We start from the raw sequence: 25096 nt of genomic DNA, 5'->3' as shown, positions 1-25096 counted from the left end.
CTAGGAGGCGCGGCTGACGGTGGCCTCAGCTAGCCTCCGCAGGGCTGTTTTGGGCAGCTCCTCGAGCGGAAGAGCCTCCAGGGCCTCAAACGCCGCCGAGCCGAACTCGCTGATGAGAACCTCCGTGGCCTGCAGTGCACCGGATTCCTCAATGATCCTGCGGATTTCCTCCACGTCGTCATCCGACAGGTCCGGACTGCCCAGCCTGCCGTCGATGAATGCGGACTCCGCAGCTGTTGCCTGGTCGAGTGCGAGGGCCACCAGGACGGTTCTCTTGCCTTCGCGCAGGTCGTCCCCGGCAGGCTTTCCGGTAGTGAGCGGGTCACCAAAGACACCCAGGACGTCGTCCCGCAACTGGAAAGCTTCGCCCAGGGGCAACGCAAAAGCTGAATAGCCCCGCAGCAGCTCATTCGAAGCACCCGCCAAGGCACCGCCCAGGGCAAGGGGGTGCTCGGTGGAGTATTTGGCGCTCTTGAAGCGGATGATCGACTGGGCCCGGCTGACGGCGCCGGCGCGGTCCCGGACCGGGCCTGCCACTTCCTCAAGGATGTCCAGGTACTGGCCGGCCATGACCTCTGCCCGCATGAGGTTGAAGATCAGTCTCGCCCTGCTCCCCGAGGCCGCCCGCTCGCCGATGTCCGTGAAGGCTTCCTCGCTGAAGGACAGGCACAGGTCGCCGGCGAGGATGGCCGCCGCCTGGCCGAACCTTTCGCTGTCCAGCGCCCAGCCCTGGGCACCGTGAAGCTGGCTGAAGCGGCGGTGTACGCTCGGTCCTCCCCGCCGGGTGTCCGAGCGGTCGATGATGTCGTCATGGATAAGGGCGGCTGCCTGGAAGAGCTCCAGGGCGGCACCTGCAGTCACCACTTCCGCGGCCGCGGCTTCGCCGCCTGCTCCGCGCCAGCCCCAGTAGCACATCAGGGCCCTAAGGCGCTTGCCGCCCGTGACCAGGTTGGAAATGGAGCCCATGATCGGATCGATATCAGGGGAAATGGCAGACATGACAGACTGCCGCGACGTCAGGAACCCGGTGAGTTCACCGGCCACCGCCGCCACATAGTCTGCCTGTTCGTGCCGCAGTTGCTCCGCGGCGGTCACTTGGCTGACTCGGCTGCCACATTGGCGCCGATGGTGAAGGTGGACACGCCCGAGGCTTCCACTACCGCGACGTTCACCGTTTCGTTGTCGCCCCGGACAAAGTCCTTGGATGCCACTGCCCCCACAGCATCACCGGGGACCGCCTTGAATCCCTGCCCCTCCAGGGCCTTGGTGTAGAAGTCGAGCACGGCGGCGGGAGGCGCGCCCGCTGTTGCGACCAAGGCAGCGGTTGCGGGTGCCGACGCCTTGTCGAAGCTGCTGGACACCACCGTGGCACCCGGCATGAGGGGCAGCAGTTCCTGCGGGAAACCTGCCACCACGCCGCCGACGGTGGCGGAGGTGTTGGGCGAAGCGGACGGGCTGGGCGAAGCCGTCACCGTAGCCTGCGTGGCGGCCGGCCCGGACGTGGCGGAAGTGGATCCCGGTGCGGCTGACGGAGTGGGGCTGCAGGCTGCCAGCGCCAGGGCTGCACCGGCAGCGAGAGCAGCCAAGCCCACAGGCTTGAGGTTTCCAAAGACCGTCACAGGGATTTTCCTCCTGGAGTTGATGCCGGATGCAGCCTCCAGTTTAGTCAGTACCGGCGGATAGGATTGCAGTCGTGGGGCCAGACCATACCAATCAGCCAGCCGCTGCGCGCATTCCGGGCCGCAGGCGCAAGTGCATCATGCACGTGGATATGGACGCCTTTTTCGTCTCGGTGGAGCTCCGGACGCGTCCCGAACTGCGTGGAAGACCCGTAATCGTCGGCTTTCCGGCGGAGCGCTCGGTAGTCCTGTCCGCCTCCTACGAGGCCCGGGCCTTCGGCGTCAAGTCCGCCATGCCCATGGCTGTTGCAGCAAGAATCTGCCCGCAGGCGGTAATCATCGAACCGCGTCACAAGCTGTACTACGAGGTTTCCGCACAGCTGATGGCCATCTTCGGGTCCATTACCGAACTCGTTGAGCCGCTGAGCGTCGACGAAGCCTTCCTCGATGTCAGCGGAGCCCTCCGCCGGCTCGGTCCGCCGAGAGGGATCGGCGAACTGGTCCGCCGGCAGGTTGCCTCGGAGCTGGGCATCACGGCGTCGGTGGGCATAGCCGAGACCAAGTTTGTGGCCAAGATCGCCTCCACCCGGTGCAAGCCTGATGGCCTGCTCCTCATCGGGCCCGATGAAACGGTGCCCTACCTGCACAGCCTGCCGGTCGGTGCGCTGTGGGGAGTCGGCGCCAAAACGGCTGAGGTCCTTGCCAAGATGGGCATCCGGACGGTTGCGGACGTGGCGGCGACACCGGTATCCGCACTCCGAAAGACGCTGGGTGCCACAGGTGAACACGTCCACCAGCTCTCCTGGGGCATCGACCCCCGCCCGGTGACCCCGGTACGGCTGGAGAAGAGCATCGGGGCAGAAGAGACATTCGCCACGGATACCGCGGACCAGGCAGTCCTGCACCGGGAACTGCTTCGACTGTCGCACCGTACCGCCGCGCGGTTGCGCAGTTCGGGAATGGTGGCGCGGACCGTTGCCTTGAAACTGCGCTTTGCCGACTTTTCCACCATTACCCGCAGCCGGACAGTGTCCACGCCGGTGGACAGTGCCCAGCTCATCTACGCGGTGGTCCTTCAGCTGCTGGAGTCGGCGGGCAACCGGGGCATGGCGGTCCGCCTCGTGGGAGTAAGGGCTGAGCAGCTGGAAGATGCCTCCCGGACCTCGCTCCAGCTCAGCATTGACCGCCGGGATGACAACTGGCGCGCGGCGGAACAGGCGCTGGATGAAGTGGCCCGCAAATTCGGCAACAAGTCGGTGTTGCCGGCCCGGTTGATGGAACCCGGAACGGGCACTTAATCAGCGGTCAGCTCCCGTCTGCGGGCGGTCCGCAAAGCCGATTGCCGTCTTTCAGAACAGCCCTCAACAAACTATCCTTAGAGATACATAGTTTTTGAGTGACTGGACTTACTGCCGGACCCTCTTGGACATGCTCCCGCTCCCGCGGCTGTGTGCCTGGTTTTCGTTCTTGCCAATGCCGGCAAAGCGGGAACCACAAAGGAACAACAGTCGTTAACGGTGCAGAAGTAGTGGCTGGGAACCAGCCCGGACGTTGGCCTACAAAAGGAGGTCGTGATGCCGCTGTCGGAGCACGAACAGAAGCTGCTTGAGCAGCTGGAGAAGCAGCTTCACGAGGATGACCCGAAGTTCGCGAATTCCATGGGGTCCGACCCCGGACGCTCCTGGTCCACGCGGCATGTGGTGATTGGCGTCCTCTGCGCATTGGCTGGAGTCTTCCTGCTATTGGTGGGTGTCACGCTGCAGAGCATCCTCGTCGGCGTCCTGGGTTTTATCGTGATGGGCGGCGGCGTTTACTTTGCCACGATGCGAAGCTCGGCCGGGGCAAAAACAGGTACCAAGTCCGGCGGCGGAAAGTCCGGCAAGCAGAGGAGTTCTTTCATGAGCAGCCTCGAAGAGCGCTGGGATGAAAGGCGCAGGGGCGAGCAGTAACCGCCGGGGCCCTGGCCCCTCCACCTTCCACCCCTGCGAGGTGCGCAATTCCAAAAAGATCCCCGAAAGGGGATCTTTTTTGCTTTAAGCCCCCTCTTTTCAGGGCCGGGATGCAGCTGCCCCTCATGCCTGCTGGCCGTAAGGCAGCGGGCGAGGCAGGCGGTGCTTCCAACAGCGCTTGCTGGATAAAGGCCCTCCACTTTCCACCACCAGCCCAAATCCGCGCCATTTCAGGGTTGAATTCCCATAACTCGCAGTGCCCGTGATGTGCTTTGCGTTGACTGTGGGGGAAAGTGGAGTAATGTGGAGGACATAAGAGGGTGGTTGCAACATTGGGGATGTGCAGTTCCTGACAGCGGACGGGCGGTGGGCCAGTGTTTCTGGGCACGCACTCGCCACGTCTGGATGAAAAGGGACGGATCATTCTCCCCGCGAAGTTCCGCGAGGAACTTGCCAGCGGGCTGGTGCTCACAAGGGGCCAGGAACGATGCATCTACGTCTTCAGTGAGAAGGAATTTGCACGGGTCCATGAGCAAATGCGGGAGGCGCCAATCTCCTCGAAGCAGGCCCGTGACTACATCCGCGTTTTTCTCTCTGGAGCCTCTGACGAGGTACCTGACAAGCAGGGGCGCGTAACTATTCCACCGGCGCTCCGGGAGTACGCAGGACTGGGCAGGGAGCTTGCCGTTATTGGGGCGGGTTCGCGGGCCGAGATCTGGGACGCCCAGGCTTGGAATGAATACCTCGCCGAGAAGGAAACTGCCTTCTCGGAAACTGATGATCCCATTCCGGGCATTCTCTGAATTTCCGGAATAAGCATCAGGAGTTTCTTGGACGAGATCTCCAGCCGCCCATCGGCTGGCCAACCTGACTCACTTCCCCGGAGCCAGGCGGGCGGGACGATAGGCGCGGATGGGGATCTGGCCCAAGAAGCAGGTACGGCGACCACGACGGCGAGAAAGGACGAGGCATGAACGAACAACCGAAGCCCACGTCCGAACGCCATGTGCCGGTCCTGCGGGACCGGTGCATCAATTTGTTGGCCCCGGGATTCGAGGCGGCAAGGCTCCGCGGCGAAACCCCCGTGGCAATAGATGCCACCCTCGGCATGGGCGGCCACTCCGAAGCCATGCTCCAGCGCTTCCCGGACCTTCACCTCATCGGCATCGACCGCGATGAGGAGGCCCTTGCCCTCGCGGGGGAGCGCCTGGCGCCCTTCGAAGCCCGCACGGACCTGGTCCACGCTGTCTATGACGAGATCCAGGATGTCCTTGAGGACCTGGGCGTGCCGGAGGTGCACGGGATCCTGATGGACCTTGGTGTTTCCTCGCTGCAGCTCGACGAGCGGGAGCGGGGCTTCGCATACTCCTTCGATGCTCCCCTCGACATGCGCATGGACACGAGCCGGGGCCAGACCGCCGCGGATGTGGTCAACAACTACAGCGAAGAAGAGCTGGTCAGGATCATCCGCAAATGGGGCGAGGAAAAGTTCGCCGGCCGGATAGCCAACCGGATTGTCGCTGCCCGAGCAGAGGCACCCTTTACCACCACAGGACAGCTGGTGGACCAGATCCGGGCAGTGGTACCTGCGGGCGCCGCCAAGTCGGGGGGACACCCGGCCAAGAGGACTTTCCAGGCACTGCGGATTGAGGTTAACGAAGAACTCGATGTGCTGGAGCGGGCCGTCCCGGCGGCGGTCGACTCTACCGCTTTGGGCGGGCGCCTCGTCGTGATGTCCTACCACTCCCTGGAGGACAAGATCGTGAAAAGCGTCTTCCAGTCCCGCTCCAAGTCGTCGGCGCCCCTCGGTTTCCCCGTGGAGCTGGAGGAGCATAAACCGGAACTCAAGACCCTTACCAAAGGCACCGAGGTACCTACCGCCGTCGAAATCGCCGAAAACCCGCGGGCAGCCTCAGCAAGGCTGCGTGCGGCTGAACGAATCAGAGCCAGGAGAGCTGCATGAGCACCGCTGCCGTCAAGAACTTTCCCGTCGTCTCCGGCAGTTCGGCAGCCAGCAGCAGCCTGCCTGCAGGATCACCGGGTGCCGGCCGGAAGAGCCGCACGCCGCTGTCCGTGGTCCGCAACATTCCCCGGAAGCGCCGCGCTCCCTTCGTGGTGCTGTGCTTTGCCCTGCTGGCTGTGGCGCTGATCGCTGTCCTGGTCCTGAACATCTCGGTCTCCACCGCGCAGTACCAGCTCGTGGAGCTGCGCGCCCGGCAGAGCACGCTGACCAAGCAGAACCAGGACCTTACCCAGCAGGTGCAGAACTTTGAGGCTCCGCAGAACCTGGCCGCCAAGGCCAAGGACTTGGGCATGGTGGCTTCCACCGTCAAGGGTCAGATCGATTTGTCCACCCTGTCGGTGACAGGCAAGGCGACACCGGCAGTTAAGGGAGGTTCCGAGGGAGCCGTCATCCCGGCCCCGGCCGTCGCCGGCCAGCTTTTGGTGGTACCGCCGGCAACCAAGGGGGAGCCGCTGGAAAGCCGCAAGCCTGTGGAAGCGGCACCGCCTGCAACCCAGACGCCCGCCGCTGACGCTCCCGCCAGCCAGGCGCAGGCACAGGCACAGGCACAGGCCCAGCCGCCTGCAGCACCGCCCGCCGCGGCGGTACCCCCTGTTGAGCTTCACGGCGGCACTGTACCTGTGCCGCAGCAGAAGGTCCCGGGGCAATAGCCAGGACATCCGGCAGGTAACAGGGACGAACAGCAAGGAATTCCACGGTGGCGCAGAGGACCGGCAAACCGGCAGACAAGGTACCCAACGCCACCCGGCGGCTGCGCCTGGGGCTCGGCGTCATGCTCACCCTCCTGCTGGTGGTGGGCGGCAAGCTGTTCCTGGTCCAGGGGCTGGACGTTGGCGGCATGGCAGCGGCCGCCCTCAACAAGCGGATGACCGAGACGGTCCTGCCGGCCGAACGGGGAAGCATCCTGGACTCGAACGGCACCGTCCTGGCCAACAGCGTCATCCGGTACAACGTGGTGGTGGACCAGCGGGTCAACACCAAGACCGAAACCTTTAAGCGGCTCGACGAAGCCAACGAAAAGCTGGTGGACGTTTCCCGGGACCAGGGGCTCACCGAGCTCGCTGCCGCACTGGGGATGGACAAGCACGCCATCCGTGAAGCCGTGACCGGGGAGCGGCCCTACTACATCGTGGCCAAGGACGTGAAGCCGGATGTAGAAGACCGCATCTCGAAACTCCAGATCCCGGGCATCGTCACGGAAGGCGTCAGTAAGCGGGTCTATCCCAACGGTTCCGTGGCCGGCGGCATTATCGGCTTCCTCAAGGACGGCAGCACCGGCCAGGCAGGCATCGAGCAGACCCAGGACGAACTGCTTCGGGGCAAGGACGGCAGGCGGCTCTTCGAGATCGGTGCGGACGGACTGAGGATCCCGGTGGGCATGGACGAGCTGACGCCGCCGGAGGATGGCAAGGACGTCAAGCTCACCCTCAACTCAGATCTTCAGTACTTCGCCCAGCAGGCCATCCAAAGCCAGACGGACAAGCTCGGCGCCGAGTGGGGCACCATCATCGTGATGGATGCCAAGACGGGCGACCTGGTGGCCATGGCGGACACCAATGCCCCGGACCCCAATGATCCCGGCCGGGTGGCCGCCAAGGACCGCGGAGTCCGCGCTGTCACGGCCGCCTATGAACCCGGCTCCGTGCAGAAGATGATGACGGTTGCCGCCCTGATCGAGGAGGGAAAAGCCAGTCCGCTGGACACGTTCACCCTGGGTCCCTCCTATACCGTGGACGGCCAGACGTTCAGCGACTCCTTCGCCCACGGCACCGAGGAACGGACCCTCGCCGGCATCCTGGGCTATTCGATGAACACCGGCACGGTGATGGCCGGGCAACGGCTCAGCAAGCAACAGCGGTACGAATGGCTGCAGAAGTTCGGCATCGGCGAGGCCCCGGACATCGGGCTGCCCGCCGAAGCCTCCGGCATCCTGACTCCCTGGGAGCAATGGGACGGCCGGCAGGAATACACGGTCCTGTTCGGCCAGGGCGTCTCCCAGTCCACCCTGCAGACGGTGCGGGCCTTCCAGTCCATTGCCAACAACGGGGTCATGCTCCAGCCGCGCCTGATCGATTCCTATATTTCGCCCGACGGCGCGGAGGAGAAGGTGCCTGCAGCCCCTTCCCGGCGGATCGTCTCGGAGAACACGGCCCAGCAGGTCCAGGACATCCTGGAGAGCGCTGTCACCGAAGGCCAGATCAAGGATGCCGGCATCGACGGCTACCGCGTGGGGGCGAAGACGGGCACCTCGGAGTCACCGTGCGACGACGGCGCCGGCTACTGCGGTTACACCGCCTCCTTGGTGGGCATGGCACCCATGGATGATCCGCGGTTTATTGTTGAGGTGGTACTCCAGCGGCCCAAGGGCAGCATCTACGGGATTACCAACGGGCCGGTCTTCCGGTCGGTGATGAGCCAGGCGCTGCGGACCTACAACGTCCAGCCGTCCACCGGCGAGCCGGCCAGGCTGCCCCAGTTCGCCAAGTAGCATCCCGGCCTGAAGTCCGGACCAGCAGCCCGCTGATCCGGTCCCCTCTGCGCCGGCCACGGTCCACTAGCACCATCGGAGATTCCTTGTCTGAGTTCAACCTGCCCCAGGACAGCGCCGCTCCCGCCGCTCCTGCCACCAATGCCCGGTTCCGGCCCTCGGACGTGGAGGCGCTGCCGCTGGGCAGCATTGGTGACGCTGTGGGCGTCAGCGTTCCCGGACCTGCCGCCGACACATCAGTGACCGGCATCTCTATGGACTCCCGGGCAGTGGAACCCGGAGACCTTTATGTTGCACTTCCGGGCGCCGCCCGCCATGGCGCCGACTTCGCCGCCCAGGCGATTGAGGCCGGGGCGGTCGCAGTGCTGACGGACGGCGCCGGTGCACGGCTGTTGGCTTTGTCCTCCGATACGCCCGTACCCGTACTGGTCGTTGAGTCGCCGCGCAATGTAGTGGGGCCGCTGTCTGCCATGATCTACCGCAGCCAGTCAGGCGCGGACCGTTCCCTGCAACTGTTCGGTGTCACAGGCACCAACGGCAAGACCACCACCACGTACTTCATCACCTCCCTGCTGGCCGCGCTCAGCAAGCGTGCCGGGTTGATCGGCACCATCGAGATCCTTGCCGGCGGCGACCCCATCCCAAGCCTGCTCACCACACCGGAGTCAACTGACGTGCACGGGCTGCTGGCACTGATGCGCGAACGGGGACTGGCAGCCGCCGCCATGGAGGTTTCCTCCCATGCCATCTCCTACCAGCGGGTGGACGGGCTGATGTTCGACGTTGCCGGCTTTACCAACCTGACGCAGGACCACCTCGACCTGCACCGCACCATGGACGACTACTTCGCCACCAAGGCTGAGCTGTTCACGCCCGGCCGCGCACGCAAGGCAGTAGTGACGGTCGACGACGAGTGGGGCCGGCGCCTTGCCGGCGCCGCGGAGGTGCCGGTCACCACCCTGGGCACCGTGCCGGGGACTGCCGCGGACTGGATCGTCGCCTCGACGTCCCCGCGCGGCCTGGGCACGGAGTTCACGCTTCGTGGACCGGAAGGCATGGAACTTTGCCTCCACACCGGCCTTCCCGGAAGCTTCAACGTGGCCAACGCGGCCCTGGCGGCACTGATGGTGCTCCAGTCCGGCGTGGAACCGGCGGACCTGCAGGCGGCCCTGGATGCCGCGGATCCCTTCACGGTGGCGGTGCCCGGCCGCATGCAGCTCATCTCCGAGGAACCTGCTGCCGTCGTGGATTTCGCGCACAACACGGATGCGCTGGCGCGGGCCCTGGAGGCAGTCCGTTCACCCAAGCCGGATTCCAGGCTGATCGTGGTCTTCGGTGCCACCGGGCAGCGGGACCAGGGCAAACGCCCGGCAATGGGTGCCATCGCGGCCCGGCTGGCCGACACCGTCATCGTCACTGACGACGACCCCCACGATGAGGACGCCGCGGCCATCCGCCGGGACGTCCTGGCCGGGGCGGAGGAGGCCCAGGCCGGCGAGGGCCTGCCGTGCGAACTTCTGGAGGTTTTCCCCCGTGACAAGGCGATCCGCCGGGCAGTGGAGCTGGCGCGGCCACAGGACACCATCCTTGTCGCAGGACGCGGCCATGAGGTCTGGCAGGAAGTGAAGGGCGTCAACCTTGCCCTCGACGACCGGGTGGAACTGCGGAGCGCCTTGACAGCCAGGGGATTCAACGTTCTCCAAGCCGACCGGATAGAGTCCTAGACCGAGATGATTGCATTTACTGCGGCGGAGATCGCCGAAATCACCAGCGGGCGCCTGGACGCCGATCCCGGAATCACGCCCCTCACGGTGGTGACGGATTCACGCGAAGCCACGACAGGTTCGCTTTACGTCGCAAAGCCGGGCGAGTTCGCGGACGGCCACGACTTCCTCCCGGCCGCCTTTGAAGCCGGGGCCGTCCTGGCCCTTGCCGAGCGGCCCGTAGCCGGGCCGGACGGGTTGCCATACCCCTCCATCCTGGTGCCCGACGCCGTCCTGGCCATGGGTGCGCTGGCAGCCGAGGCTGTCCGCAGGATACGTGCGGCGCGGGCTGAAGCAGGCGGGAAACTCACAGTGGTGGGCATCACCGGCTCCGCCGGCAAGACCACCACCAAGGACCTGCTTGCCGGAATCTTCTCGGCCCACGGCGAGACCGTGGCACCGCAGGGGTCCTACAACGGCGAAGTCGGAGTACCGCTCACGGTGTTCCGTGCGGATACCGACACCCGCTACCTCGTCATCGAGATGGGTGCTACCGGCATCGGACACATCCGCTACCTCGCGGAAATGGTCAAGCCGGACATCGGGGTTGTCCTTGGCGTCGGGACAGCGCACGCCGGCGAATTCGGGGGAGTGGACAACATCGCCCTCGCGAAGGGTGAACTCGTGGAGGGACTCACCGCCGCCGGAACTGCCATCATCAACCTCGACGACGACAGGGTGGCTGCGATGCGCAGCCGCACCACGGCAGCGGTGCTGGGCTTCTCCGCGGAAGGACGCGAAGACGCCGCCGTCCAGGCGCTGAATGCCGACACCAACGCCGGCGGCAGTCCGGAGTTCGACCTCCTGCTGCCAGGCGGTGAAGGGCCGCACCACGTCTCCAGCCGCCTCATCGGCGCCCACCATACCGCGAACCTCCTCGCAGCGGCAGCAGCGGCCTTCGCCGCCGGCATCTCCGGCGCGGACATCGCATCCGGGCTGAGCAGTCAAACAGCTGCCAGCCGCTGGCGGATGGAACGGACCGAACGCGCCGACGGCGTAACCGTCATCAACGACGCCTACAACGCAAACCCCGAATCCATGAGGGCCGCCCTTCGTACCCTCGCCGACCTGGGGCGCGGACGGCGCACCTGGGCCGTCCTCGGCGCCATGCTGGAACTCGGCGATGACTCCATCCGGGAACACACCGCCGTGGGCACCCAGGTGGTGCGGCTTAACATCTCCCGGCTGGTAGTGGTGGGCCGCGAAGCGCGTGCGCTCTATGTCTCCGCCGTACAGGAAGGGTCCTGGGGGGACGAATGCATCTTCACGGAGACCGCCGACGAGGCCTACGAGCTCCTGAATGCGGAACTCCAACCCGGGGACCTGGTGCTGTTCAAGTCCTCCAACAGCGTGGGACTGCGCCATTTGGGCGATCGGATAGCATTACCCCCAACCCGCCAACCCGCCGATGAAAGGAGCACTCTGCTGTGATTGCACTTTTGATCGGCGCCGGGCTCGCCCTGCTGTGCGCCCTTGTGGGAACACCGCTCTTCATCCGGCTCCTGGTCCGCCGCGGCTATGGCCAGTTCATCCGCGACGACGGGCCCACCTCGCACCACACCAAGCGCGGGACACCCACCATGGGCGGGACGGTGGTCGTGGCAGCGGTCCTGCTGGCCTACGGACTCACCCACCTCATCATGTTCATGATGAACCCGGATTCCCCCGGGCCGTCCGCATCCGCCCTGATCCTGCTCTTCCTGATGGTGGGGATGGGGCTCGTCGGCTTCCTTGACGACTTCATCAAGATTTCACGGCAACGCAGCCTGGGCCTCAACGCCAAGGCAAAACTGATCCTGCAGGCAGCGGTGGGCATCATCTTTGCCGTGCTGGCGCTCAATTTCCCGAACGAGGACGGGCTGGCGCCGGCTTCCACCAAGATCTCGTTGGTCCGGGACCTGCCCTGGCTGGATCTGGCTTTCGGCGGCACGGTCCTGGGCGCCATCCTCTTTGTCATCTGGTCCAACCTGATCGTGACGGCCGCCACTAACGGCGTAAACCTCACGGATGGCCTCGACGGACTCGCAGCCGGTGCTTCGGTCATGGTCTTCGGCGCCTATACCCTGATGGGCATCTGGCAAAGCAACCAGGCCTGCGGGTCCCCGAGGGAAGCCGGCGGCGGCTGCTACTCCGTGCGGGACCCCCTGGATCTTGCGCTGCTGGCGGCCATCATGAGTGCTGCCCTGGTGGGCTTCCTCTGGTGGAACACGTCACCGGCCAAGATCTTCATGGGCGACACCGGATCGCTTGCCATCGGCGGCGCCATCGCCGGCTTTGCCATCCTGTCCCGGACTGAACTGCTGCTCGGGATCATCGGCGGCCTCTTCGTCCTGATCACCCTGTCCGTGATCATCCAGGTGGGCTACTTCAAGGCCACCGGAGGAAAGCGCGTCTTCAAAATGGCGCCGCTGCAGCACCATTTCGAACTCAAGGGCTGGGCGGAAGTGACGGTGGTGGTCCGTTTCTGGATCCTGGGCGGACTCTTCGTGGCCGCCGGCCTTGGCATCTTCTACGCTGAATGGGTTGTACTGCTGTGACCGTTTCCCCCCGCCTGCAAAACCTCGTTACCTGGGACTCCGACTGGAGTGGCCTGCGCGTGGCCGTCACCGGTATCGGCGTTTCCGGCTTTGCCGCTGCCGACACCCTGATCGAACTGGGAGCCCGCGTGGTAGTGGTGGATGCCGCCACCACCGAGAAAGCGAAAGCACACGCCGAGACTCTCAAGATCGTCGGCGCAGCCGATGTGCTGCTGGGGGAGGACGCCGTCACCCGCATTCCCCGGATTGACGGGGAACTTCCGGAACTGATCGTCACCTCGCCGGGCTGGCGCCCGGACCAGGCACTCCTCGCTGCCGCAGCCCGCGCCCACATCCCCGTCTGGGGCGACGTGGAGCTCGCCTGGCGGGTACGGACCAGGGAAGGCCGGAAGACCGCCGACTGGCTCGCTATCACCGGCACCAACGGAAAGACCACCACGGTGGGCCTCACCGAATCGATGCTCCGCGCAGCAGGCCTAAAAGCCATCGCCGTGGGAAACGTGGGAACGCCCATCCTCGATGCCATCCGGGACCCCGTAGAGTACGACGTCTTCGCCGTTGAGCTGTCCAGCTTCCAGCTGCATTGGGCCGAATCGCTCTCCCCGGTGGCCAGCGTCTGCCTGAACGTTGCCGAAGACCATGTCGACTGGCACGGCTCGTACGACTCGTACCTCGCGGACAAAGCCAAGGTCTACGAGCAGACCCAAAAAGCTTGCCTTTACAACGCCGAGCAGTTCGAGACCGAGCGCATGGTGGAGAACGCCGACGTCGTGGAAGGATGCCGGGCCATCGGGTTCACAACTGTTACGCCCGCCATCAGCATGCTCGGCGTGGTTGAAGGGCTCCTGGTGGACCGGGCCTTCATCGAGGAGCGCAAGGACAGTGCGGCCGAACTTGCTTCGATGAAAGACCTCGGCGCCTTCGCGCCCCGCCACATGGTGGCCAACGCCCTCGCTGCCGCCGGGCTGGTCCGGGCCTACGGGGTGGATGCAGCCGCCGTGCGGCAGGGCATCCGGGACTACATCCCCGGCGACCACCGGATCCAGCCGGTGGCCCGCCACAACGGCGTGCTCTGGGTCAACGATTCCAAGGCCACGAACCCGCACGCGGCCTCCGCCTCCCTTGCCGCGTTTACCAACGTGGTCTGGATTGCGGGGGGCCTGTCGAAGGGCGTCTCCTATGACGACCTGGTGCGGGAGCACGCCTCCCGGCTGAAAGCCGTGGTGCTGATCGGCAAGGACACTTCGGTCCTTACTGCCGCCCTCCAGCGACACGCGCCGGATGTCCCGGTGATCAAGGCGGTAGCGGGTGACACTGAAGAAGTGCAGACTGCTGCAGCGGGTGCCGACGAAGCGGGTTCCCCCCTGTCCGGGGAACAGGTGATGTCGCTGGCCGTTGCGTCGGCCGCCCGGCAGGCCGCCTCCGGCGATACTGTGCTGATGGCTCCGGCAGCTGCTTCCATGGATCAGTTCTCTTCCTATGCTCACCGTGGTGACACTTTCATCGCAGCTGTCCGCGGGCTGGTGGAAGGGCAGGGACAGACCGGCGAGGAGTAAGAATGGCCAGCACGCCCACCCGGCCGCCAGCCAGACAGCAGGCCCGCACGCCCGGCCCCGGCTCCTCCGCAACGTCCCCCGGCCGGCAGTCAACCCTCCCCGCAAAGCTGCGGAACGCGTACCGCAGGTTCTGGTCCGCCCTTGAAGGCAACGGAACCTCGCGCAACGGCTCCACGTACTACCTCATCCTGGGCTCCACCCTGGCCTTGACGGCCATCGGGATCATGATGGTCCTTTCGGCCTCAAGCGTCGAATCCATCGCAGCGGGCAAGTCGCCTTACGGGGACGCCCTGAAGCAGGGCATGTTTGCCGCCATCGGTATCTTCACCATGTTCGTGCTGTCACGCATCAACGTGGTCTGGCTGAAGCGGCTCGCCTGGCCGGCGATCGGCATCGCGCTGGCACTGCTGGTCCTGGTCCAGGTGGTGGGTGCCGAAGTCAACGGCAACAAGAACTGGATCGACCTGGGTGGCATCACCTTCCAGCCATCCGAGGCGTCAAAGCTTGCCCTCGCCCTCTGGATGGCCACGGTGCTGGCCATCAAGGGCCGGCTGCTGAGCCGCTGGCAGCATGTTGCCATCCCCGCCGTCCCCATGGCCGCTGCGGTGATCGTTCTTGTCCTGGTGGGCAACGACCTCGGTACCGCCATGATCATCATGATGATTACCGCTGCGGCACTGTTCTTCGCCGGGGCGCCCGTCTACCTCTTCGGCATCGCCGGCCTCGTGGCAGCCGCCGGAACAGCCGTTATGGCTGTGACCAGCTCCAACCGGGTTTGCCGGATCACCTCCTGGTGGACCGGTGAATCCTGTGCCGACGGCGTCGACGCCAACTACCAGGCGACCAACGGCCTTTACGGACTGGCCTCCGGCGGCTGGTTCGGCGTGGGACTCGGCCAGAGCCGGCAAAAGTACAGCTGGATTCCCGAAGCCCACAACGACTTCATCTTCGCCATCATCGGCGAGGAACTCGGCCTGGTGGGCACCGTCGTCGTCCTGATCCTGTTTGCGATCCTTGGCGCCGCCATCTACCGGGTCGTAGTGGCCCAGGAGGACATGTTCCACCGGGTACTTGCCGGAACCATCATGGTGTGGCTGCTGGGCCAGGCGACCGTCAACATGGCCGTCGTCACCGGGCTGATGCCCGTCATCGGCGTGCCCTTGCCTTTCATCTCCTATGGCGGTTCGGCCCTGCTGATGTCCCTCTGCGCCGTCGGCGTAGTGCTGTCGCTGGCCCGGGAGCAAATGGCTCCCGCCATCCGCCCGAAGAAGATGCTGAAGTTCAAGGGCAGGAGCCGCGGGGCTGCTGCGAAGAAAAAGACTGCAAGAAAGCGTGCCTGATCCGAGATGACTCCGAAAACCCCCTCCATCGTCCTGGCGGGCGGCGGAACAGCCGGCCACATCAGCCCTCTCCTGGCCATCGCGGCAGCGGTGCGCAATGCCTCTCCGGATGCTGCCCTGCTCGCCGTCGGGACGCCCGCCGGAATGGAAACCCGGCTTGTCCCGGCGGCAGGGGTGGAACTGGCCACCATTGACCGCGTGCCGTTTCCCCGGAAGCCCTCCGTGGACCTGGTCCGGCTGCCGGCACGCCTGGCAGGGGCCGTCCGCCAGGCGGGCTCCATCCTGGACAAGGCGCAGGCGGATGTCCTGGTGGGCGTCGGCGGCTACGTCTGCACCCCGATGTACCTTGCTGCCCGGAAGCGGCGGATCCCCATCGTCATCCACGAGGCCAATGCCCGGCCCGGCCTGGCTAACAGGGTGGGGGCAATGCTGACAAAGCGCGTCGCGGTTGCCTTCGATGGAACGCCGCTCCCGCACGCCGTGCACGTCGGCATGCCCATGCGCACCGAAATTTCATCGCTCGACCGGCCGGCGGCACGGCAGTCTGCCAGGGAAGCTCTGGGACTTGAACCGGACAAGCCCACCCTGATCGTGACCGGAGGCTCCTCCGGCGCCCAGAGCATCAACCGGACCATCGGCGGCGCCGCCGGCCAGTTGGCAGCCGCGGGGATCCAGACCCTGCACATCACAGGGCGGGGCAAGTCGATCCTGGACGACGCCGGCGAGCCGCTCAGCGCGGAAGGCTACCGGCAGGTGGAATACGTCGACGGCATGGAGCTCGTCTACGCCGCCGCCGATGTGCTGCTGGCCCGGTCGGGTGCTGCGACGGTCTGCGAAGCAGCCGCGGTCGGAGTGCCTGCAGTCCTGGTGCCGCTGCCCATCGGCAACGGGGAACAGGCCCTGAACGCCGCGGGCCTCGTGGCGGCCGGCGGCGCACTGCTGGTTCCGGACCGGGATTTCAATGCCGGTTGGGTGGCGCGGGAGCTGATACCGCTGGTCACCGACAAGGACCGGCTTGCCACCATGGCAGCCAATTCCTACCGGCTCGGTATTCGAAACGCCGACCAGCGCATGGCTGGTCTCATCCTGGAAGCGGTAACGGCATGAACCCCCACAACGCCGGCCTTGAATATCCGGGCAGCCTGGAATCCCTCGGCAAGGTCCACTTCATCGGCATCGGCGGCGTAGGGATGTCCGCGGTGGCACGGATCATGGTGGCCCGCGGCGTCCCCGTCAGTGGCTCGGACGCCAAGGACCTTCCGGTCATGGCGGAGCTGGCCGCCGCAGGTGCCCGCATCGCCGTCGGCTACGACGCAGCCAACCTTGGTGACGCGCAAACGGTAGTGGCCGGCTCGGCCATCCGCGCAGACAACCCGGAGCTCGTTGCCGCCAGGCAGGCGGGCCTGCCCGTGCTGCACCGCTCCGAGGCGCTTGCCTCCACCATGGGGGAGGACCTCGTGGTCACCGTGGCCGGAACGCACGGCAAGTCCACCACCACGTCCATGGTGACAGTCCTGCTGCAGGGTGCAGGGCTGGACCCCTCGTTCGCGATCGGCGCCAACGTGCCGGCCCTCGGCGTCAATGCCGCGCACGGCAACTCCGGAATCTTCGTCGCCGAAGCCGACGAGTCCGACGGCTCGTTCCTGAACTACCGCCCCCGAATCGCGGTGGTCACGAACGTGGAGCCCGACCACCTGGACCACTACGGCACGGCAGAGGCGGTCTACGAATCCTTCGACCGGTTCACAGCGCTGCTGCCCGAGGAGGGCGTGCTGGTTGCCTGCGCCGACGACGCCGGGGCGCTGGCCCTTGCCGAGAGGACCAGGGCGCGCGGCAACACCCGCGTGGTCCTGTACGGCACCGGTGCAGGCGCGGACCTGGTGCTTCACGACGACGGACCCGGCAAGGTGGCGGTGTCCGGAGCCGCAGGCCGCCACGAACTTTCGCTGCAGGTACCGGGGCGGCACAATGCGCTGAACGCCGCCGCCGCGTTCGCCGTTGCCCTCGAACTGGGCGTGGAACCGGCCACGGCCGCCGCTGCCCTGGCGAACTTCTCCGGCGCGGCCCGGCGCTTCGAACTGAAGGGGTCCGCCAGGGGCGTCCGGGTCTTCGACGACTATGCGCACCACCCCACCGAAGTCCGTGCCGCGCTGACGGCAGCGCGGTCGGTGGCAGGGGAGCACAAAGTCCATGTGCTCTTCCAGCCGCACTTGTTTTCACGGACGCGCGAATTCGCCCGGGAGTTCGCTGAGGCCCTCAACCTCGCCGATACCGCCCTGGTCCTGGACATCTACCCCGCACGCGAAGACCCGATTCCCGGCGTCTCCAGCCAGCTCATCGCCGACCACCTGGGCGCAGGCGGCCGGCTGGTCCTTGCGGCGGACGCCGTGACAGCGGTGGTGGACACGGCGAAGGAAGGCGACATCGTCCTGACAGCCGGCGCCGGCGACGTTACTGCGTACGGCCCGCTCATCCTCGAGGCCCTGAGTGCCTAGCTCCCGCCGGCCCACCTACCGGCCGGCTGGAAGGACGGGGAGCACTGCGACCGGCTCCGGCGGAAAAAGCACGCCGGCTTCCGGGCTGCCTGCTTCCGGCCGCGACGATGTGATCTCCGCGTCCCGCAGCCTTCCCGAAACTGGGCCGGACAAGCCTGCCGCAGCCAGGAAACCCCCGAAGGCCGCCAAGCCGGCCGGTGAAAGCAAGCTGCGGTTCCCGGGACTCCGGAAGGACAAGCCCGCAGGGCCGTCCGGCGGTGCCGCCCCGAACGTCCTTGCATTTCCGGAACCGAAGGGAAAGCGGCGCAAGAGGAACCTGCTCATGGTGGTATCTGCCGTTGCGGCGCTGGTTGCCGGGCTGCTGGCAGGAGCTGTCTATTCGCCCGTGCTTGCCCTGGAGTCCATCTCGGTTTCCGGGACGCGGCTCCTGACCCCTGAGCAGGTGCAGGGCGCCCTGGAGCCACTGCGGGGCAAACCGCTGCCGCAAATTACTGACGAGGAAGTGGGACGGCTGCTTCAGCCGCTGGTCCAGGTGAAGTCCGTCTCGGCCGAGGCGCGGCCGCCGTCAGGACTCGCCGTGGCCGTGCGGGAGCGCGTGCCCGTGGCGCTGGTCAAGCAGGGGGAGCAGTACCAGCTGGTGGACGTAGAGGGCGTGCAGCTGGCAACTACTGCCGATGCCGCCTCGGTCTCCCTGCCGGTCATTGACGGCGGCGCCGGGACGATCGGCCAGGACCTGTTCCGCGCCACTGCCGCCGTCCTGGGTGCCTTGCCCGCCGATGTCCTGGCCAAGCTCAGCAATGCCTCCGCGCAGTCGGTGGATGCCGTGGAGCTCAAGCTCGTGGACGGTCAGACCATTATCTGGGGGAATGCATCGGAGAAGGAACTTAAGGCTAAAGTCCTGGAGGCGCTCCTCAAGGTTCCAGCAGACCCCAAGAACCCGGTCAAGGTGTACGACGTCAGCGTGCCGCGCCACCCGGTGACGCGGTGACCGGCATTCTTTCCGGTATTAATCCGACACGCGGACCCGGTTATTGAATGTGGCAACCAGAGGAAATACCGTCACAGACATGAGTTACTTGACATAACTATAACCTTCAAGTCGAAGGTTAAGGTTGCAGGCTTCAAGCTCTCCATCAGTTTTCGCAATAAACACGAACAAGGGACACGTAACGTGGCAGCTCCGCAGAATTACTTGGCCGTCATCAAAGTCGTCGGCATCGGCGGCGGTGGCGTGAACGCAGTCAACCGCATGATCGAGGTCGGCCTCCGGGGCGTTGAATTCATCGCCATCAACACGGACGCCCAGGCCCTGCTCATGAGCGATGCCGACGTCAAGCTGGATGTTGGCCGCGAGCTGACCCGTGGCCTGGGTGCGGGAGCCAACCCCGAGGTCGGCAAGCAGGCGGCCGAGGACCATGCTGACGAGATCGAGGAGGTACTCCGCGGTGCCGACATGGTCTTCGTCACCGCCGGCGAAGGCGGCGGCACGGGCACGGGTGGCGCGCCCGTCGTCGCACGCATCGCACGTTCCCTTGGTGCCCTGACCATCGGTGTTGTCACCCGTCCCTTCACCTTCGAAGGCCGCCGCCGGGCAGGATCCGCAGAGGCCGGCATCGACGCCCTCCGCGACGAAGTGGACACGCTGATCGTGATCCCGAACGACCGGCTGCTTTCCATCAGTGACCGCAACGTCTCGGTCCTGGACGCCTTCCGCTCGGCGGACCAGGTGCTGCTGTCCGGTGTCCAGGGCATCACCGACCTCATCACCACCCCCGGCCTGATCAACCTCGACTTCGCGGACGTCAAGTCCGTCATGCAGGGTGCCGGTTCCGCCCTGATGGGCATCGGCTCCGCCCGCGGCGAGGACCGTGCCGTCAAGGCTGCAGAACTCGCCATCGCGTCCCCGCTCCTCGAAGCTTCCATCGACGGCGCCCACGGCGTGCTGCTCTCCATCCAGGGCGGCTCGGACCTCGGCCTGTTCGAAATCAACGAGGCCGCCCGCCTGGTCCAGGAAGTGGCCCACCCTGAGGCAAACATTATCTTCGGCGCCGTCATCGACGATGCCCTGGGTGACGAGGCGCGTGTCACCGTCATCGCCGCCGGCTTCGACGACGTCAAGGCAACCTCGCCGTCCATGGACCAGTCCCAGCCGCAGGTGGCTCCGCAGCGCCCCGCCGCGCCATCCGCAGCTCCGGCGCCGGCCCAGGCTCCGTCGTCCGGCCACCACCAGGCCAGCGCCCAGCCGGTCCACGCCGGTGTTGGTGCCGCAGGCCTCAGCAGCTGGGGCCAGCAGCGTCCTTCCGCCGTCCCTGCAGACTCCGGGTTCGACGTCGACCTTCCTTCCGTGGTGGAGCCGGACCTCACCGGCAACCACCCGGATGACCTGGATGTCCCCGACTTCCTGAAGTAGGCCCCGGCTTGTTCCATTGGCGCGCCGACATCCTGCCCGGAGTGTCCGCCGCATTCACAAATACGGACGCCGGCAACCTCGCGCTGCATGTCGGCGACGATCCTGCCCGGGTGCAGCGACGGCGCGCAGAGCTTGAACGGACCATGGGCGTGGCGCCGGCCGGACTGCGGTTCATGAACCAGGTCCACGGCACGACCGTGGCCGTCATGCAGCCGGACACCGCAACGCCCGAGGCTGACGCCATGGTCTCCCGCGGAGTGCCTCTTGCCGTGATGGTGGCAGACTGCATCCCCGTGCTCCTTGCGGCCGAATCCGCGTATGGTCCGGTCCTCGCTGCCGTCCACGCAGGGCGCCCGGGAATCGCCAACGGGGTCATCCCGGCTGCGGTGGAGAGCATGAAGTCCCTGGGCGCGGGCGCCATCCGGGCCTGGCTGGGTCCATCGATCTGCGGACGCTGCTACGAGGTTCCCGCCGTGCTCCAGGACGAGGTGGCGGCGGAAGTGCCAGCCACCCGCAGCAACACGTCCTGGGGCACACCCGGACTGGACCTGCCGGCCGGCGCGCGCAGCCAGCTGGAACGCGCAGGCGTGGAGGTGGCGTACACCGGAGCATGCACGTTGGAGACAGAGTCACTCTTCTCCTACCGGCGCAACAGGGAAACAGGCAGGTTCGCGGGTCTGGTGTGGTGCCATGACTGACGCGCCGGATGCAAGGGATTCCCGCACTGCCGAACTTGCCGGGAGGCTCGCCGTGGTCCGGCGGCGCATCGAAGCAGCCGCAGCAGCCGCAGGCCGCGGGGACCGCCTGCCCACGCTGATCGTGGTCACCAAGTTCCACCCGGCCAGGGACATTCGCCGGCTGGCTGGGCTGGGCGTGACGGACGTCGGCGAAAACAGGGACCAGGAGGCCGCTGCCAAGGCCGCGGAACTGGCGGACTGCGGGCTGACGTGGCACTTCGTAGGCCAGCTCCAGACCAAGAAAGCAAAGTCGGTAGTCCGCTACGCCGCCGCGGTGCACTCCGTGGACCGGCCCCAGCTGGTGGAGGCCCTGGCGAAGGCTGCTTCCGCAGGACAGGCAAGCGCAGGCAGGGCGCCACTGGAATGCTTCATCCAGGTCAGCCTCGAGGACGACGCCGGGGCACACCGCGGCGGTGCCGCCCCCGCCGACGTGCCCCGGCTGGCCGAACAGATCGCGGCGGCCGACGGCCTGCGCCTCGCAGGCGTGATGGCGGTGGCCCCGTTCGGGGCCGCGCCCGAGCCGGCCTTCGAGAAGCTCGCCGGCGTCTCGGCGCACCTGGTGGCGGACCATCCGGCGGCCACGGGCATCTCGGCCGGCATGAGCCAGGACCTGGAGGCAGCGGTCAAGTTCGGGGCGACACACCTGCGGATCGGTTCCGATATTCTCGGATCGCGTCCCGCAGTGGGGTAGCGTCGGTCCTGTTGGAAGTGATGGGCGGGGGACCCCAATGCTGTCAAGTCATTGGACGACCCGCGTACGGGACACGAATAGGAGTCGACCATGGCCGGCGCTCTGCGCAAGACAATGATCTATCTTGGGCTCGCCGACGGCGATGAGCATTACGAGTCCGAGCAACAGACCGCACGTAAGGATGAGGACGAAACGATGGAAGCTGACCGCGAGGAGCGCCGTGCACCCGCACCCGTCCGCGAGGTCAGCCGCGAAGCGTCCTACACCCCTGAAGAGGAATACCGCGCCCCAGTGACCCCCATCAAGCGAGCGGCTTCGAGCCGCGAAGAGACCGGCGGCCTGCGCCAGATCACCACCATCCACCCGCGCTCCTACAATGACGCCAAACTCATCGGCGAGAGCTTCCGGGACGGCATTCCGGTGATCATGAACGTCACCGATATGGGCGAAGCGGACGCGAAGCGCCTGGTGGACTTCTCTGCAGGACTCGTATTCGGGCTGCGGGGGAGCATCGAACGGGTGACCAACAAGGTATTCCTGCTGTCGCCGTCGTATGTCGAAGTCATCGGCGACGACAAGAAGGCAAGCGACAACACAGCCAGCTTCTTCAACCAGAGCTGACCACCAGGCAGGATCCGGATGCCAGGCAGGGACACCTGTCTGGCATCTGTGCTGAAATAGACGGGAAGCATCGGCAACAGACTGCCGTACCCACAATGGACATGGAGATATGAATTAAGTCATGGGAATTGTTTTCGGACTTGTCTATCTCGCGCTCCTGCTGTTTTTTGTGGCCCTCATCATCCGGTTGGTGTACGACTGGGTCCAGATGTTTGCCCGGGAGTGGCGGCCGCGCGGGGCCGCCCTGGTGGCCGCTCACGCCGTGTACACCATCACCGATCCGCCCCTGAAGGTCCTGCGCCGGCTGATTCCTCCCCTCCGCCTGGGCGGCATCTCGCTGGACCTGGGTTTCCTGATCCTCTTCATTGCCGTGAGCATTGCCATGGGAATCACCCGGGGACTCGCCTGATTTACCGAATAGACCAGCAGCGCAGCCTGGACCCGCGGGAACAGTTACTGTGAAGCGTAGAAACTCGCGTTTGACACTGCAGTGTTGAATTAGAGTAAGCAGACCAAATTTAGGTACCGTAGTTTCGACGGCCGGAAGGCCTACTGACTAACCAGACCAGTGAGGTGACCAGATGGCTTTGACGCCAGAAGACGTTGTCAATAAGCGCTTTCAGCCGACCAAGTTCCGTGAGGGCTACGACCAGGATGAAGTTGACGACTTCCTGGACGAGATTGTCGTGGAGCTCCGCCGCCTGAACCAGGAGAACGACGAGCTCCGCAAGAAGCTCGCCGAAGCCGGTTCCAGCGTTCCTGCCAGCGCCGCCGCCGCACCCGTAGTGGAGAAGGTCCCCGCGCCCGTCAAGTCCGACAAGGACGAAGCACGCGAAAAGGCCGAGGCTGAAGCCAAGGCCGCCGAAGCTGCCAAGAAGAAGGAGGCGCAGGCTCCCGCTCCGGTTGCTGCCGCACCCGCTCCTGCCAGCCAGGCCGCCGTCGCCACGCCGGCCGCCGAATCCGCCGCAGGCCTGCTGGCCATGGCGCAGCAGATGCACGACCGCCACGTTGCTGACGGCCAGGCGCAGAAGGACAAGATCATCGCCGAGGCGCAGATCGAAGCCAGCAGCCTCGTCAACGACGCTCAGGAAAAGTCCCGCAAGATCCTTGGCGCCCTCGAGCAGCAGCGGTCCGTCCTGGAACGCAAGGTGGAGCAGCTCCGCGGCTTCGAGCGGGATTACCGCTCACGCCTGAAGGCCTACATCGAAGGCCAGCTCCGCGACCTCGATGCCCGCGGGTCAGTGGCCACGCCGGAAGTAAGCGAAGCCAACTAGTCCGTCAAGCACGTATTCTGAAAGCCGGTGGCTGAGGATTCCTCGGCCGCCGGCTTTCGGCATTGACACCTGTTTTACGAATGAAAGCACCATGACTGACGAACTCGCTGCAGACGCTGCACGCCCTGTCCCGCCCTCACCGCGCCCCCGCCGGGCCGTGCTGCTCTCCCTCTTCGCCGGGTTCGCAGTCTTTGCCTATGTCCTGGACCAGCTGACCAAGCTGTGGGTTACCTCCACCATGGTGGAAGGGGAACGGATCCCGGTCTTCCCCCCGCTGCTGCACTGGTACTTCATCCGCAACTCGGGCGCCGCGTTCTCCATCGGCGAAAACGTCACCTGGGTGTTCTCCATCATCATGGCCGTTGTCGCCATCGCCATCGTCCTCCAGATCCGGAAGCTGGGCTCGAAATGGTGGGCCCTTGCCCTGGGCCTGCTCCTAGGCGGAGCGCTGGGCAACCTTACCGACCGGCTGTTCCGGGAGCCGTCCTTCGGCATGGGGCACGTGGTCGACTTCATCCAGCTTCCCAACTTCGCCATCTTCAACATCGCCGATTCCGCCGTTGTATCCGCCGTCGCCATCATCTGCATCCTGACCCTGCGCGGGGTCGCACTGGACGGCACCCGGCTTGCCCCGGAGCGCAAGGAAAAGTCCGGCGATGCCTGAGCGGTATGTCGTTGCCGAGGAATTCGCCGGCTCCCGGGCCGACGCCGGGCTGGCCGGAATCCTGGGCGTCTCCCGCTCCATGGCGGCGACCCTGATAGCGGAGGGCCACGTGGTGAGCCGGGGCAAGGCCCTGGGCAAATCGGCAAAACTGGCTGCGGGGGACGTCCTGGACGTCAGCATGCCGGAACGGCGGGACCCGCTCGAAGTCGTGGAGGAAGTTGTGGAAGGCCTGAAGATCCTGCTGGACGACGACGATTTCGTCGTCGTCGATAAACCCGTGGGCGTTGCCGCGCACCCGTCGCCGGGCTGGGTGGGACCCACTGTAGTGGGCGGCCTCGCAGGCGCCGGATACCGTATCTCCACCTCCGGCTCGCCTGAAAGGGCCGGCATCGTGCACCGGCTCGACGTCGGAACATCCGGCGTCATGGTGGTGGCAAAGACCGAACGGGCCTACACGGCCTTGAAGCGCGCCTTCAAGGAGCGGACCGTGGACAAGGTGTACCACGCCGTGGTGCAGGGCCTGCCCGACCCCCTGACCGGCACCATCGATGCACCCATCGGCCGGCACCCCGGCCACGACTGGCGGTTCGCCGTGATCGAGGACGGCCGGGAGTCCGTCACGCACTATGAGGTGATCGAGGCGTTCGGCAAGGCCAGCCTGGTGGAAGTCCACCTTGAGACGGGCCGGACCCACCAGATCCGCGTGCACTTTTCCGCGCTCCGGCACCCCTGCGCCGGGGACCTGACGTACGGCGCCGATCCCCGCCTCGCCGCCACCCTGGGCCTGACCCGCCAGTGGCTGCACGCACGCGAACTTGCGTTCGACCACCCGGCCACGGGGGAGCGGATCCGGGTCACCAGCGACTACCCGCAAGACCTGGTGTATGCCCTTGAGGTCCTGGGGTCCGGGCGGGCCTGACACGGGCGGC

Annotated in this window: 24 protein-coding genes; 22 read left to right on the top strand and 2 right to left on the bottom strand. The window is 66.0% G+C overall.

Translation table 11 applies throughout. The annotated features are described in order from the left end of the window. A complete protein-coding gene (locus AC5RU7_RS18675) occupies positions 1 to 1095 on the bottom strand; it encodes a polyprenyl synthetase family protein (RefSeq protein WP_494011963.1) in 1095 nt (364 codons plus the stop codon). Next, positions 1092 to 1619 (bottom strand): hypothetical protein, encoded by a 528-nt coding sequence (locus tag AC5RU7_RS18670; protein ID WP_494053488.1) that lies wholly within the window; start codon positions 1617 to 1619, stop codon positions 1092 to 1094. Before AC5RU7_RS18670 ends, AC5RU7_RS18675 begins: the two co-directional genes overlap by 4 nt. Before the next feature lie 140 nt (positions 1620 to 1759). Between AC5RU7_RS18670 and dinB the strand changes: the two genes are divergently transcribed. From dinB to AC5RU7_RS18560, 22 genes are all read left to right on the top strand, one after another. Beyond that, the gene (dinB, locus tag AC5RU7_RS18665) at positions 1760 to 2917 is read left to right on the top strand and encodes a DNA polymerase IV (protein WP_494053499.1); all 1158 of its coding nucleotides are present in this window, start codon (positions 1760 to 1762) and stop codon (positions 2915 to 2917) included. Positions 2918 to 3193: 276 nt separating this feature from the next. Then, on the top strand, positions 3194 to 3568 hold the full coding sequence (locus tag AC5RU7_RS18660) for an SCO2097 family morphological protein (protein WP_494011960.1): 375 nt from the start codon (positions 3194 to 3196) through the stop codon (positions 3566 to 3568). A gap of 374 nt (positions 3569 to 3942) precedes the next feature. Continuing rightward, entirely contained in the window at positions 3943 to 4371 is a 429-nt protein-coding gene (gene mraZ, locus AC5RU7_RS18655) for a division/cell wall cluster transcriptional repressor MraZ (protein ID WP_009358613.1), read from the top strand. 167 nt (positions 4372 to 4538) lie between these two features. After that, the gene (gene rsmH, locus AC5RU7_RS18650) at positions 4539 to 5531 is read left to right on the top strand and encodes a 16S rRNA (cytosine(1402)-N(4))-methyltransferase RsmH (protein ID WP_494053487.1); all 993 of its coding nucleotides are present in this window, start codon (positions 4539 to 4541) and stop codon (positions 5529 to 5531) included. Continuing rightward, positions 5528 to 6241 (top strand): cell division protein FtsL, encoded by a 714-nt coding sequence (gene ftsL / locus AC5RU7_RS18645; RefSeq protein ID WP_494053486.1) that lies wholly within the window; start codon positions 5528 to 5530, stop codon positions 6239 to 6241. Before rsmH ends, ftsL begins: the two co-directional genes overlap by 4 nt. A gap of 47 nt (positions 6242 to 6288) precedes the next feature. After that, entirely contained in the window at positions 6289 to 8079 is a 1791-nt protein-coding gene (locus AC5RU7_RS18640) for a peptidoglycan D,D-transpeptidase FtsI family protein (RefSeq protein WP_494053485.1), read from the top strand. Between the two features lie 86 nt (positions 8080 to 8165). Next, a complete protein-coding gene (locus AC5RU7_RS18635; RefSeq protein ID WP_494053484.1) occupies positions 8166 to 9803 on the top strand; it encodes a UDP-N-acetylmuramoyl-L-alanyl-D-glutamate--2,6-diaminopimelate ligase in 1638 nt (545 codons plus the stop codon). Positions 9804 to 9809: 6 nt separating this feature from the next. Continuing rightward, positions 9810 to 11273 (top strand): UDP-N-acetylmuramoyl-tripeptide--D-alanyl-D-alanine ligase, encoded by a 1464-nt coding sequence (locus AC5RU7_RS18630; protein ID WP_494053483.1) that lies wholly within the window; start codon positions 9810 to 9812, stop codon positions 11271 to 11273. Continuing rightward, positions 11270 to 12379 (top strand): phospho-N-acetylmuramoyl-pentapeptide-transferase, encoded by a 1110-nt coding sequence (gene mraY, locus AC5RU7_RS18625; RefSeq protein WP_494011954.1) that lies wholly within the window; start codon positions 11270 to 11272, stop codon positions 12377 to 12379. Before AC5RU7_RS18630 ends, mraY begins: the two co-directional genes overlap by 4 nt. Next, a complete protein-coding gene (gene murD / locus AC5RU7_RS18620) occupies positions 12361 to 13935 on the top strand; it encodes a UDP-N-acetylmuramoyl-L-alanine--D-glutamate ligase (protein WP_494053482.1) in 1575 nt (524 codons plus the stop codon). The genes mraY and murD overlap by 19 nt, the downstream gene beginning before the upstream one ends. A gap of 2 nt (positions 13936 to 13937) precedes the next feature. Next, complete coding sequence (gene ftsW, locus AC5RU7_RS18615) at positions 13938 to 15275, top strand: putative lipid II flippase FtsW (protein WP_494053481.1); 1338 nt, start codon at positions 13938 to 13940, stop codon at positions 15273 to 15275. Between the two features lie 6 nt (positions 15276 to 15281). Continuing rightward, a complete protein-coding gene (murG, locus tag AC5RU7_RS18610) occupies positions 15282 to 16382 on the top strand; it encodes an undecaprenyldiphospho-muramoylpentapeptide beta-N-acetylglucosaminyltransferase (RefSeq protein ID WP_494053480.1) in 1101 nt (366 codons plus the stop codon). Next, a complete protein-coding gene (murC, locus tag AC5RU7_RS18605) occupies positions 16379 to 17770 on the top strand; it encodes a UDP-N-acetylmuramate--L-alanine ligase (protein ID WP_494053479.1) in 1392 nt (463 codons plus the stop codon). The genes murG and murC overlap by 4 nt, the downstream gene beginning before the upstream one ends. After that, positions 17763 to 18758 (top strand): cell division protein FtsQ/DivIB, encoded by a 996-nt coding sequence (locus AC5RU7_RS18600; protein ID WP_494053478.1) that lies wholly within the window; start codon positions 17763 to 17765, stop codon positions 18756 to 18758. Before murC ends, AC5RU7_RS18600 begins: the two co-directional genes overlap by 8 nt. Positions 18759 to 18941: 183 nt before the next feature. After that, entirely contained in the window at positions 18942 to 20180 is a 1239-nt protein-coding gene (gene ftsZ, locus AC5RU7_RS18595; RefSeq protein WP_494053477.1) for a cell division protein FtsZ, read from the top strand. Between the two features lie 8 nt (positions 20181 to 20188). Then, positions 20189 to 20878, top strand: a complete 690-nt coding sequence (locus AC5RU7_RS18590) for a purine nucleoside phosphorylase YfiH/LACC1 family protein (protein WP_494053476.1) — start codon at positions 20189 to 20191, stop codon at positions 20876 to 20878. Further along, positions 20871 to 21608 carry a YggS family pyridoxal phosphate-dependent enzyme gene (locus AC5RU7_RS18585; protein ID WP_494053475.1) on the top strand — a complete coding sequence of 246 codons (738 nt, stop codon included), beginning with the start codon at positions 20871 to 20873 and terminating at the stop codon, positions 21606 to 21608. Before AC5RU7_RS18590 ends, AC5RU7_RS18585 begins: the two co-directional genes overlap by 8 nt. A gap of 90 nt (positions 21609 to 21698) precedes the next feature. Continuing rightward, the gene (locus AC5RU7_RS18580) at positions 21699 to 22229 is read left to right on the top strand and encodes a cell division protein SepF (RefSeq protein WP_494053474.1); all 531 of its coding nucleotides are present in this window, start codon (positions 21699 to 21701) and stop codon (positions 22227 to 22229) included. A 121-nt stretch (positions 22230 to 22350) separates the two neighbouring features. After that, the gene (locus AC5RU7_RS18575) at positions 22351 to 22638 is read left to right on the top strand and encodes a YggT family protein (RefSeq protein WP_009359117.1); all 288 of its coding nucleotides are present in this window, start codon (positions 22351 to 22353) and stop codon (positions 22636 to 22638) included. Positions 22639 to 22810: 172 nt separating this feature from the next. After that, positions 22811 to 23503, top strand: a complete 693-nt coding sequence (locus AC5RU7_RS18570) for a DivIVA domain-containing protein (RefSeq protein WP_494053473.1) — start codon at positions 22811 to 22813, stop codon at positions 23501 to 23503. 91 nt (positions 23504 to 23594) lie between these two features. Continuing rightward, a complete protein-coding gene (gene lspA, locus AC5RU7_RS18565; RefSeq protein WP_494053472.1) occupies positions 23595 to 24167 on the top strand; it encodes a signal peptidase II in 573 nt (190 codons plus the stop codon). Further along, on the top strand, positions 24160 to 25086 hold the full coding sequence (locus AC5RU7_RS18560) for an RluA family pseudouridine synthase (RefSeq protein WP_494053471.1): 927 nt from the start codon (positions 24160 to 24162) through the stop codon (positions 25084 to 25086). The genes lspA and AC5RU7_RS18560 overlap by 8 nt, the downstream gene beginning before the upstream one ends. Positions 25087 to 25096 lie beyond the last annotated feature (10 nt).

It is taken from the genome of Arthrobacter sp. K410C, assembly GCF_059090105.1.
This window is presented reverse-complemented; position numbering and strand designations above follow the sequence as displayed.